We start from the raw sequence: 12749 nt of genomic DNA, 5'->3' as shown, positions 1-12749 counted from the left end.
AGCCCCATTGGAGTTTTCAGCGTTAATTTGAGCTATTGGTATTAGCATTGTTGCTGTTCTTTATTTAAGTGAAGTATTATTTATTATGATTAAGTTTTATCGGCTGTGGAACCGGCCATTTTTAACTGTTAGTGATTATTATCAATGATATCTTTTGAATCGTTTTCTTATTTATACTACTTTTATTTTGTTAATGATAACGACTTTTTTTAGTTTAAGAAAATTGCCGATTAGTGTGGGAAATGCTGTTTATCAGAATGAGGATTATTTAGTTTTTTTAATATTTATTCCGATCTTAATATTTAATGCAATTGTTGTGTGATATAATTACAAATATAAAAAAATTATTAGAACGCGAAAAAAAGCATCTAATAAAGTAGAATTAGTTTCTAGTGTGAGGTAGAGATAATATGATTAGAAAAGAAAAATGGTTTTATTTAATTGCTAATGTAATATTAATATGAAACCTTGTATATTTTATTATTGCTAATTACCTAAGTAGTGAATTTGTTCTTTGAAGTGATGTTTTTAAAGATTCTTTATTATTGTCTTCAACAAAAATTCTTTTGTTACCATTGTTATCGCTACTTATTAGTTTAATAAGTATTGCTGTTGCTTTATTTTTAAATTTTAAAAATTATAAAACTAAACAAAGTAAATATCTTATTGCTTGAATTTTTTTATTATCATTATCAATGGTAATATCTTTAATGTTATCTTTTTATTCGCAAATATCATTAGCAATGGATGGTGGTAATAGTGGTTTAAGTATTTCGTGGTTAAATAGTTGTTCAATTTGAATTATCGGCGGAGTAATAATCCTTGCTAAAATTATTGCTATTATTGATTTTGCAATGAATTATAATTCATTATTAAAATATAACTTGCTATTAAAAAATAGTTTTGAGGATGGAACACCGTTTAGTTTAAATTCTAATTTACAAAATATGAAATATAATAATAAAGAACCAAAAACGGAATATATTCCTAATATTAATAATGTTTATGCTGGTTATGTAAATCATCCGAGTTATAATGATAGTTTAAGTGCCACAATGAATATTAAAAACGAAGATATTAATGACTTTTATGCTAAAGAAAATTTATTACAGGATAATAATATTAAATCATTAATAAAAGAAAATGAAGAATTTAATAGTTTGGGAGTTGTCAATCCGTTACCAACTATTACACCAGCAACAATGGGATTTACACAGCAAATTAAAAATGAATATGAAAAGGATTTTGTTTTAGTTCAGGAATTGCATCGTATTAATATGGCACAAAGTAATTCTCGCGTTGCCAAGTTAATTAATATTTTTTATAATCGCTATGACCATGGTTTTGATCTTGAGATTGATCAGATAATGCTTTTAATCTATCCTGTGGCGTTAGAACACGAACCGCTTTTTGGATATTTAAAAGATGCTATTTTATATAAATTAGATAGTAAATTTATTTCTGATTTAGCTCGTAAATGATTTAATTCTTATGCTAATAATGTAAATAAGTTTTATAGTACTAATCGTTCTGCTTTTAAGAAAAGTCTTAATGAAGGAATAACTATTATGAATAATGATATTAAAAAGTATTTGCAAGAAACGGCGTTGAGATAGTTTTATTAGTTTATGCAAATATTATCATTAGAACAAAAAAATCTTGTTATTCATAATTTATTAAACGAACAAGTTGGTATTGTTCCTACCGATACAGTATATGGTTTAGTGGGAATTTATTCTTCGCAATTTGTCGCTAAAAGAATTTCGCATTTAAAATTAAGAGATAAAAATAAACCATTGGCAGTTATTGTTAGTGATATTGCAATGGCAAAAGATATTGGGGTTATTACTTCGCAAGTTGAACAGTTATATGAATTGTATCCTCAGGGGAAAATAACAATTATTGTTAAACAAAAAGTGAATGCCACAGAAACGATAGCGATTAGAATTACCAATTATCGCTGGTTACAAGATATTATTTATCAAACAGGACCACTATTTGCCACTAGTGCTAATATTCATAATGAAAATCCAATTATAACTGTTAATGAGAATAAACTTGAAGTTGATTTTATTGTTGATCGGGGTATTATTGACCAAAAGGCTTCAACAATTATTGATGCTACAAGTAGCGAGATTGTTATTATTCGTTCATAAGTTATATTAGGTGTTATTGTATTAATATTTTTTATATATTAATTTAATTAATAATAGACTTCTTGCATAACATATTAAAAAAATTACAAATATTTGTAAAAAGACAGTAATAGAAAAATATAATTTTAATTAATTATGTCTTTTATCTAAAAAATTAATATTTTGCCACAACAAAAAATGAATTTATTATTTAAATTCTTTAATTTTAAATAAATCTTTTATGTTAAATTAATAATTGCAAATTATAAATTGAGGCAATTAAATTAAATCTTAAACCAAATCTTTTTCTACGATTACGATATTTTTCTGTCATAATTTTAAATTTTTTAAGAATAGCAAAAATATTTTCAATAATAATTCTCATTTTTGAAACTAGTCTATTATGTTGTTTTTGTGCTTTATTTAAATGGTTTTTCTTTGTTTTCTTTGTAGGTATTAGAACATTATTGTGAATTTTTTGTATTCCTTGATAACCACTATCAACTATTAATTTGGTATTTTTTAAAATTGGGATTTTTGATTCTTTAAATAAAGCATAATCATGTTTTTTCCCAAGTGAAAAACTTGTTGCAATAATTTTTCTGGTTTCTTGTTCGATAATTACTTGTGTTTTAATGGTGTGTTTTTTCTTTTTACCAGAATAAGATTGTTTTTGTCTTTTTTTGGGCGTTGGATTGGAGTTTCGGTAGCATCAATAATAATAGTTTTATCATTAAAATAATCATTTATTAGTGCTTTTTTACCAGCAAGTTGTTGAAAATCAGAGTTTTTAATTAAAATATCTTCAATTCACTTGATATTCCGATAACAATTAGCTTCACTAATTCCGAAATTTTTACCAAGATGAAAATAAGTCTGATATTCTCGTCAATATGATAAAGTCATCAATAATCTATTTTCTAGTGATAATTTATTAGTTTTACCACCTTTTTTAAATTTTTCTATTTCAGCTACTTGTAAAATATCTAACATTTTATTAAAAGTGGATTTTTTTATTCCTGTTAATCTTAACCATTCTTTATCATTAAGAGTATTAAATTTATTATTGTTCATATTTTGATATCCTCATAAATTATATTTTATAAGAATATTTTAATAAAAAAGGTATCGCAAGAAGTCTAATAATTTTTTTATAAAATGGTGTATAATTTAATAAAATAAAAGGAAAATAATGGTTTATTTCTTGAATTTAAGTAAATGTATATTAAGGGGAGAAAAGCAATGACATTAATGATTATGGGAGCAATAATGATATTTTTAGCTACGCTTTTAGGGATATTTTTATTAGTGTTATCAATGCCAATTATTTTTAATTTTATTACTAACGAGATTTGGTTAGAAAAATTATTTTTAAGATTTGGTAAAGAAAATTTTTCTTTTGCATTAATTAAATTAAAAGATAATTTAATGAGTAATCTTGTAATTTATGTATTTTTTGGAATTTTAATTACTCTATTTTTTGTTTTAGTAACAATAGTAATATCACAAATTCGTCATCGTAAAAATTATAAAGTGGCAATTAGACTATTTTATACAAATTTTGCTTTAACGGGAATTATTTTTACTATTTTGATTTTAATGATTATTTTTACGGGAATATGATGATTTTCATTTATTTTAGCAGTTTTAGCAATGGGGTTATTTTTTTTACAAAATTCTTTCTTATCATTAATTAAAAATTCTATTAATCATAAAGAATACCAAATTGGTAATATTGTTACTGTGGGTGCTAGAGAAATTAGTAATGAAGATCATTTAGATATTAATAACGAAATTGCAAATATTAGAAAAAATAATATTCAAGCACAACAATCATTGTTTTTAGTAAAAGAAAAGTTACATTCAGAGCTTTTAAATGATAAAGACTATGAAACTAATGAAATTGATAGCAATAAGTTGGTGGTAAACTCAAAAGCGTCCTTACCAGATATTTTAAATCCAATGTTGTTAAAAGAGAATAAAGATGATGGTGAGGTTCGTAAAATAATTGCAGAACCGATTTATGAAGAAATTAAAACAGATGAGGTGTTATTTAGCTCATTAGTTACTGAGGAGCAGGGAGTTGCGAGTAATGAGCAACAACAGTTAGATTCAAAAAATAATGTGATATCATCAGATGAACAAAAGGAAGCTGATGATAAGAACCACGGGGATATTAATAATCAAAATCTACAAGTTGAGCAATCGCAGTATTCATATGTTGCTCCAAGTGAATTGGAGTATGGTGATGTTAAACAACCAATAATGAGTAATAGTGTTCAAACTGGTAATGGAGAATATGGTTGTGGGAAGCAATTATTTACTAATGGGTATTATCAAGGACAACAATATTCACAAGTTCAGGAACAAATGGTGGCATTAGGTGAGCAAAAGGAAGCTGATGATAAGAACCAAGGGGATATTAATAATCAAAATCTACAAGTTGAGCAATCGCAGTATTCATATGTTGCTCCAAGTGAATTGGAGTATGGTGATGTTAAACAACCAATAATGAGTAATAGTGTTCAAACTGGTAATGGAGAATATGGTTGTGGGAAGCAATTATTTACTAATGGGTATTATCAAGGACAGCAATATTCACAAGTTCAGGAACAAATGGTGGCATTAGGTGAGCAAAAGGAAGCTGATGATAAGAACCAAGGGGATATTAATAATCAAAATCTACAAGTTGAGCAATCGCAGTATTCATATGTTGCTCCAAGTGAATTGGAGTATGGTGATGTTAAACAACCAATAATGAGTAATAGTGTTCAAACTGGTAATGGAGAATATGGTTGTGGGAAGCAATTATTTACTAATGGGTATTATCAAGGACAGCAATATTCACAAGTTCAGGAACAAATGGTGGCATTAGGTGAGCAAAAGGAAGCTGATGATAAGAACCAAGGGGATATTAATAATCAAAATCTACAAGTTGAGCAATCGCAGTATTCATATGTTGCTCCAAGTGAATTGGAGTATGGTGATGTTAAACAACCAATAATGAGTAATAGTGTTCAAACTAGTAATGGAGAATATGGTTGTGGGAAGCAATTATTTACTAATGGGTATTATCAAGGACAGCAATATTCACAAGTTCAGGAACAAATGGTGGCATTAGGTGAGCAAAAGGAAGCTGATGATAAGAACCAAGGGGATATTAATAATCAAAATCTACAAGTTGAGCAATCGCAGTATTCATATGTTGCTCCAAGTGAATTGGAGTATGGTGATGTTAAACAACCAATAATGAGTAATAGTGTTCAAACTGGTAATGGAGAATATGGTTGTGGGAAGCAATTATTTACTAATGGGTATTATCAAGGACAGCAATATTCACAAGTTCAGGAACAAATGGTGGCATTAGGTGAGCAAAAGGAAGCTGATGATAAGAACCAAGGGGATATTAATAATCAAAATCTACAAGTTGAGCAATCGCAGTATTCATATGTTGCTCCAAGTGAATTGGAGTATGGTGATGTTAAACAACCAATAATGAGTAATAGTGTTCAAACTGGTAATGGAGAATATGGTTGTGGGAAGCAATTATTTACTAATGGGTATTATCAAGGACAGCAATATTCACAAGTTCAGGAACAAATGGTGGCATTAGGTGAGCAAAAGGAAGCTGATGATAAGAACCAAGGGGATATTAATAATCAAAATCTACAAGTTGAGCAATCGCAGTATTCATATGTTGCTCCAAGTGAATTGGAGTATGGTGATGTTAAACAACCAATAATGAGTAATAGTGTTCAAACTGGTAATGGAGAATATGGTTGTGGGAAGCAATTATTTACTAATGGGTATTATCAAGGACAGCAATATTCACAAGTTCAGGAACAAATGGTGGCATTAGGTGAGCAAAAGGAAGCTGATGATAAGAACCAAGGGGATATTAATAATCAAAATCTACAAGTTGAGCAATCGCAGTATTCATATGTTGCTCCAAGTGAATTGGAGTATGGTGATGTTAAACAACCAATAATGAGTAATAGTGTTCAAACTGGTAATGGAGAATATGGTTGTGGGAAGCAATTATTTGCTAGTGAAAGTCATCAAAATCCAAATCTTTATGTCAATACAGTTTTAAATAATTCAGGAAATTGATTTAATCAAGATGATGAAGTGGATACAAAGATTGATCCTAATAAAATTTATTATCATTCACCGATGACAGGAAAAACTGTTGAAATTGATCCACAAGAGACAAAAAAATTTTTATTTGCTAATCTTCCAGGAAAACCAGATGAGTTAGAAAGTCCGGTGTATGAATATAATCCGATTGAAGAAGATAAGAAATCAAAAAATAACAAAAAGAAAAATCATGAAAGTCGTTCTTATGGAATTTTTGACCAAACAATGCAACGCCAAGCTAATCCAGTAGGAATACAAGAAGCAGTTTCCTATCCACAAGGGTATGTGCAAGCAAGATATCAAACAAAATCTAATTATTATGAACAACCAGCATTAAATATTAATTTGCCAAAGCAAGAAACATATAATAAATCTGTTGTTAATCAACAATTTGATGCATCAGCAATTGCAGAGCATTATCATTCGCAATATCCAAATTATATATTTACTAATGATAGTTGTCCTATTTGTTATCAAGGTAGTTAGTTATTCTAAAATCTAGAACTTAATTATATATAAGTTCTAGATTTTATTTTGGGGATATGTTGCATTTTTATAATAAATTAGTTATTATTATAAAGGACTTTATTTAGATACGCACGGTATCGTGTGTATAAAATAATAACACGATGAAAGAATGAAAGGAGTATTAATTATGCCAACAATTAATCAATTGATTCGCAATTCAAGAAATAAAAAGGATCGTAAGTCAAATTCACCGTCATTAGGACTAGGATATAATTCATTAGAAAAAGAGGAAACTACTGATTTTTCTCCCCAAAAACGAGGAGTATGTAAAAAGGTGCTAACAAAAACGCCAAAGAAACCTAACTCGGCTTTAAGAAAGATTACTCGTGTTCGACTAACTAATGGTGAAGAAGTAACAGTATATATTCCTGGTGAAGGACATAACTTGCAGGAGCATTCAGTGGTACTTATTCAAGGCGGAAGAACGAAGGATTTACCAGGAGTGCGCTATCGAGTTATTCGTGGTGTTTTAGATGCGGCTGGTGTTGAAGGGCGAAAACAAGGTCGTTCAATTTATGGAACAAAGAAACCTAAAAAGTAATACTTTAAGAAAGGAGTTATTATATGCGTAAAAGAGGAGCAGAAAAACGAGATGTTTTACCAGATCCAATATATAATTCAAAGTTGGTTACGAGAGCAATTAATAAAATTATGGTTGATGGTAAAAGAGGAATTGCCCAAGCAATTCTTTATAAAGCTTTTGATATTATTAAAGAAAAAACAAATGATGATCCATTGGATATTTTTAATAAAGCATTAAATAATGTTTCACCCCAATTGGAGTTGAAAGTAAGAAGAATTGGTGGTGCTAATTATCAAGTACCTATTGAGGTATATGAAGGGCGAAAAATGACATTGGCTCTTAGATGATTAATTAATTATTCACATACTCGTAATGGAAAATGTATGGAAGAAAAGATAGCAGCAGAAATTATTGATGCATCAAATGGTACAGGCGGCGCTGTTAAGAAAAAAGAGGACACCGAAAAAATGGCAGATGCGAACAAAGCCTTTGCTAATTATCGTTGATAATTTAAGAGGAGTAGATAGAGGATGCCAAGAGAATATAGTTTAAAAAAAATTCGCAATATGGGTGTTATAGCCCATATTGATGCTGGTAAGACTACGGTTACTGAAAGAATTTTGGTACATACTAAAAGAATTCGTAAAGCTAGAGAAACCCATGATGGTGGTTCACAAATGGATTGAATGGCTCAAGAACAAGAACGCGGCATTACGATTACTTCAGCGGCAACAACAGCGGTTTGAAGAGAATTCAGACTTAATCTTATTGATACGCCAGGGCATGTTGATTTTACTGTTGAAGTAGAGCGGTCATTACGAGTATTAGATGGTGCAGTTGTGGTTTTAGATGCGCAGTCAGGTGTGGAACCACAAACAGAAACAGTTTGAAGGCAAGCAAATACTTACAAGGTACCAAGAATTGTGTTTATTAATAAAATGGATAAAATTGGTGCTGACTTCTTATATTCTATTAATACAATTTATGACCGTTTACAAGGTAATGCTCATCCAATTCAATTGCCAATTGGTAGTGAAGATAATTTTGATGGTATTATTGATTTGATTGAAATGAAAGCATATCATTATAATCAAAATGATGCTAATGAAACAGTAGAGGAAATTCAGATCCCTAATGAATTACAAGAATTAGTTAAAGAAAAGCGCAGTAGTTTAATTGAAACACTTGCTAAACTTGATGATGAGTTAGCGATGCAATATTTAGAAGGCGAAGCGATTGGTGTTGAACAAATTAAACGAGCGATTCGTAATGCTACTTTAACAGCTGAATTCTTTCCTGTTGTTTGTGGATCAGCGTTTAAAAATAAAGGGGTTAAGTTGTTATTAGATGCGGTTGTTGATTATTTACCATCGCCATTAGATATCCCAGCTATTAAAGGAGTGCTTCGTAATGGTGAAGAAGCAGAAAGAAAAGCATCTGATGATGAACCTTTTGCTGCCTTAGCATTTAAAATTATGACTGACCCTTATGTCGGAAAGTTAACTTTCTTTCGTGTTTATTCAGGCGTATTAAACTCAGGTTCTTATATCTTGAATGCTACTAAAGATAAACAACAACGCATTGGAAGATTATTAAAAATGCATGCTAATAATCGTGAAGAAATTCAAGAAGTATATGCTGGTGATATTGCAGCGGCTGTTGGTTTGAAAGATACAACAACTGGTGATACTTTGTGTGATGAGAAGCATGCGATTGTTTTAGAATCAATGATTTTTCCCGAACCAGTTATTTCTTTAGCATTAGAACCAAAAACTAAAGCTGATCAAGATAAAATGAGTTTAGCGCTATCAAAACTTGCTGAGGAGGATCCAACATTTAAAACATGAACTGATAATGAAACTGGACAAACAATTGTTGCGGGAATGGGTGAATTACATCTTGATATTATTGTTGATCGCATGAAACGAGAATTTAAAGTTGAAGTAAATGTTGGAAATCCACAAGTATCATATCGTGAAACTATTAAAGCCTCATCTGATTGTGAAGGTAAATATATTAAACAATCAGGTGGTCGTGGACAATATGGGCATGTATGAATTAAATTTGAACCTAATCCAGATAAAGGATTTGAATTTATTGATAAGATTGTTGGTGGTAGAGTTCCCCGCGAATATATTGGTTCTGTTAAAGCGGGACTAGAAGCTAGTTTATCTGGTGGTGTTTTAGCGGGCTATCCATTAATTAATATTAAAGCAACATTATTTGATGGGTCATATCATGATGTTGATTCATCAGAGATGGCATTTAAGATTGCGGCTTCAATGTCTTTAAAAGAAATTAAGAAGCATTCGCAGCCAGTATTGTTAGAACCAATTATGACTGTTGAAGTTGTAGCACCAGAAGCATATTATGGTGATGTGATCGGAAATCTTTCTTCAAGAAGAGGTCAGATTGAAGGCAGTGAGCAAAGAGGTAATATTCAAGTTATTAAAGCTAAAGTACCGTTAGCAGAAATGTTTGGGTATGCAACTGATCTGAGGACCTTTACACAAGGGCGAGCAAGTTATACAATGCAGTTTTCTAACTATCAAGAAACACCAAAATCGGTTAGTGAAAAAATTGTTGCTCAAAATTCAAAACAAGGATAATAATTTTATTGTTAGCAACTTGAATTTTAAGATAAATTTAAGATAAAATATAAATATCTTTTTTAAAAAAAGTAGTAATAAAAATGAAAGGGAGAAATGAAATGGCAAAAGCAGCATTTTCAAGAAATAAACCGCATGTTAATATTGGAACAATTGGTCATGTTGACCATGGTAAAACAACTTTAACAGCAGCGATTACTTCAGTATTAGCAAAACAAGGTGGAGCAACAGCAAGAAAATATGATGAGATTGATGCTGCACCAGAAGAGAAAGCAAGAGGGATTACAATTAATATTGCCCATGTTGATTATGAAACTGAAGCAAGACATTATGGACATATTGATGCTCCAGGGCATGCTGATTATGTAAAAAATATGATTACGGGTGCAAAACAGATGGATGGAGCAATTTTAGTGGTTGCTGCAACTGATGGTGCGATGCCCCAAACTAATGAGCATGTTTTATTGGCTAAAAATGTGGGGATTAAAAAATTAGTTGTTTATTTAAATAAAGTTGATTTACTTGATGATCCTGATATGTTAATCTTAGCAGAAGAAGATATTAGAGAATTATTAACTAAACATGGTTTTGATGGTGGCAATACACCAATTATTGAAGGTTCAGCATTAAAAGCATTAAATGGTGATCCCGAACAAGAAGCAAAAATTCTTGAATTAATGAAAGCTATTGATGAATATATTCCAACGCCAGAGCGAGATTTAGATAAGCCATTTATGATGTCAGTTGGAAGTGTTGTAAGTGTTCCAGGTCGTGGAACAGTTGCTACTGGTCTTGTTGATCGGGGAATATTAAAACCTGGTGAAGCGGTAGAAATTGTTGGGTTTGGTGATAAGGTAATTAAAAGTATTGCTACAAGTATTGAAACTGGTCACAAAACACTAGATGAAGCTAGAGCTGGTGATAATGTTGGAATCTTGTTACGAGGTGTTGAAAAAGATGCCGTACGAAGAGGACAAGTTTTATGTAAACCAGGAACAGTTACGCCTCATAGTAAATTTCAAGCAGAAATTTACTTATTGACAAAAGCTGAAGGTGGTCGTCATACGGCAACTAAAAGTAATTATCAACCACAATTTTACTTACATTCTTCAGATGTAACAGGAACAGTTACCTTACCTGCTGGTGTTGACTTTGTGATGCCTGGTGATAATACTGAAATAACTGTTGAGTTAAATACTAAAGTTGCTTTAGAAGAGGGAACACAATTTGCTATTCGTGAAGGTGGTAAAACCGTAGCTTCAGGAATAATTAATAAGATTTTAGAATAAAAATTTTAAAAAAACAAACAAAAAAACAAAAAAAGAAAAGAAAAAGTTATCTATTAATTTAATAGATAACTTTTTAATTTTACAAATTATTATTAGTATTTAATTCTACTTAAAAGTTCAATTAGTGTTTTAACCATAACCCCACTGCCACGAGAATCGCTATCAGCTGTTCCCGCAATATCTAAGTGAATGAAAGGTTTTTCTTCAACAAATTCTTGTAAGAAAGCAGCAGCTTGTGAAGAACCCATATCCCGAATTTTTCCAATATTTGCTAAGTCAGCTATTTGTGAGCATTGCATTTCTTCAATATTTTCTTTGTATATTGGCATTCTTCAAATGCATTCTTTACTTAAATTACTTGCTTGTTCAAATTGGTGGTAAAAATCATTATTATTACTAAATACACCTGTAGCGTGCTTTCCTAGCGATACTACGATTGCTCCGGTTAAAGTAGCAACATCAATAATTTTAGTAGCGTTGTTATTTCTAATGGCATAAGTAATTCCGTCAGCTAAAACTAAGCGTCCTTCAGCATCAGTATTTAAGATTTCAACGGTTTTACCGTTCATTGCGGTTGCCACAGTTTCAACTAAGGTGGCGTGACCTCCAATGCGATTTTCTGTTAAACAGGCAACAGCAACAACATTAATTGCGGGTTTAATTTTAGCAATGGCTAACAATGTTGAACAAACAATCGCTGCTCCCGACATATCAAATTTCATATTAATCATTGAAGCTGCTGGTTTTAATGAATAACCACCAGAATCAAAGGTAATTCCTTTGCCGACTAAACCAATTTTTTCTTTGCTATTAGGATTTCCTGTGTATTCAATTATAACAACTCGGGGGTCGTTGTGGCTACCATTAGCAACAGCTAGTAAAAGACCCATTTTATTTTCAATAATTGCTTTTTTATCTAAAATACTAATTTTAACATTATCAATGCCTTCAAAAACTTTTTGAATATCTTGGGCAAAGATTTCTGGGTACATTAAGTTTGGCGGTGTATCTTGTAAGTTTCTTGTTAAATTAACACTATCTAGTTTAATTTGAGCAATGTTAAAAATTTCGGTGCTATCACTAATATTAGTAATTAGATGATAGTTTGCTTTTTCTTGCTTTTTTTCTTGTTTATAAGATATTACTTGATGTTGGGTATATAAAATGGCTTCACTAATGGCTTGTAATGCCAATTGTTCATTAAAATCATCAGTTGTAAAACTAGCAACATCAATATTTAATTCCCGAGTGTTGGTGCTGCTAAATTTTTTCATTCATTGCTGTAATTTACAAAATGTCATTTTCTTTTCTTTAAAGTAAACGAAAAGGATTTTTTCTGAGTCGATTAAGGTTGTATTTCCTTCAGATTTTTCGACGGCGTCCTTAATTGTTGCGCCTTCAAAAATCGCTTTTAAAGTTACAATGTTTTGTTGTGATTCTTTTGTTAAGTTAATCATATTTTTCCTCCTAATAATAAAATTATATAAATTATAACACTTTTGATTGCACAAATGCCGTAATATATTGA

General features: G+C 30.5%; 11 protein-coding genes. 8 read left to right on the top strand and 3 right to left on the bottom strand.

Going from position 1 to position 12749, the window contains the following annotated elements:
• The first annotated feature begins 7 nt into the window (after positions 1-7).
• From AACK86_RS05865 to AACK86_RS05855, 3 genes are read left to right on the top strand one after another with little or no spacing between them, the layout of a single operon-like run.
• Positions 8-403, top strand: a complete 396-nt coding sequence (locus AACK86_RS05865) for a hypothetical protein (protein WP_338981849.1) — start codon at positions 8-10, stop codon at positions 401-403.
• 7 nt (positions 404-410) lie between these two features.
• Positions 411-1616, top strand: a complete 1206-nt coding sequence (locus AACK86_RS05860) for a hypothetical protein (protein WP_338981847.1) — start codon at positions 411-413, stop codon at positions 1614-1616.
• A 12-nt stretch (positions 1617-1628) separates the two neighbouring features.
• On the top strand, positions 1629-2156 hold the full coding sequence (locus AACK86_RS05855) for an L-threonylcarbamoyladenylate synthase (RefSeq protein WP_338981845.1): 528 nt from the start codon (positions 1629-1631) through the stop codon (positions 2154-2156).
• Positions 2157-2379: 223 nt separating this feature from the next.
• Here the strand turns inward: AACK86_RS05855 and AACK86_RS08030 are convergent, their stop codons facing one another.
• Both AACK86_RS08030 and AACK86_RS08025 read right to left on the bottom strand, forming a co-directional pair.
• The gene (locus AACK86_RS08030) at positions 2380-2772 is read right to left on the bottom strand and encodes a transposase family protein (RefSeq protein WP_422398306.1); all 393 of its coding nucleotides are present in this window, start codon (positions 2770-2772) and stop codon (positions 2380-2382) included.
• The gene (locus tag AACK86_RS08025) at positions 2757-3209 is read right to left on the bottom strand and encodes a transposase family protein (protein ID WP_338982632.1); all 453 of its coding nucleotides are present in this window, start codon (positions 3207-3209) and stop codon (positions 2757-2759) included. Before AACK86_RS08025 ends, AACK86_RS08030 begins: the two co-directional genes overlap by 16 nt.
• Positions 3210-3377: 168 nt before the next feature.
• On the opposite strand from AACK86_RS08025, the gene AACK86_RS05845 reads away from it, so the two are divergent.
• The 5 genes from AACK86_RS05845 (at position 3378) to tuf (ending at position 11221) form a co-directional block, all read left to right on the top strand.
• Positions 3378-6758, top strand: coding sequence for an ABC transporter permease (locus tag AACK86_RS05845; RefSeq protein WP_338981843.1), 3381 nt, complete (start codon positions 3378-3380; stop codon positions 6756-6758).
• Positions 6759-6927: 169 nt separating this feature from the next.
• On the top strand, positions 6928-7341 hold the full coding sequence (rpsL, locus tag AACK86_RS05840; RefSeq protein WP_338982693.1) for a 30S ribosomal protein S12: 414 nt from the start codon (positions 6928-6930) through the stop codon (positions 7339-7341).
• Between the two features lie 23 nt (positions 7342-7364).
• Entirely contained in the window at positions 7365-7832 is a 468-nt protein-coding gene (gene rpsG / locus AACK86_RS05835; RefSeq protein WP_338981842.1) for a 30S ribosomal protein S7, read from the top strand.
• 21 nt (positions 7833-7853) lie between these two features.
• Positions 7854-9932 carry an elongation factor G gene (gene fusA / locus AACK86_RS05830; protein WP_338981841.1) on the top strand — a complete coding sequence of 693 codons (2079 nt, stop codon included), beginning with the start codon at positions 7854-7856 and terminating at the stop codon, positions 9930-9932.
• 101 nt (positions 9933-10033) lie between these two features.
• A complete protein-coding gene (gene tuf / locus AACK86_RS05825; protein ID WP_338982691.1) occupies positions 10034-11221 on the top strand; it encodes an elongation factor Tu in 1188 nt (395 codons plus the stop codon).
• A gap of 92 nt (positions 11222-11313) precedes the next feature.
• On the opposite strand, the gene AACK86_RS05820 is transcribed toward tuf, so the two are convergent.
• Positions 11314-12678, bottom strand: coding sequence for a M17 family metallopeptidase (locus AACK86_RS05820; RefSeq protein WP_338981840.1), 1365 nt, complete (start codon positions 12676-12678; stop codon positions 11314-11316).
• Between the last annotated feature and the right edge of the window lie 71 nt (positions 12679-12749).

The organism is Spiroplasma endosymbiont of Eupeodes luniger (assembly GCF_964019525.1).
GTDB lineage: Bacteria > Bacillota_I > Bacilli_A > Mycoplasmatales > Nriv7 > Nriv7.
The sequence above is the reverse complement of the archived record's forward strand: the minus strand, read 5'-3'. Positions and strand labels throughout refer to the sequence as shown.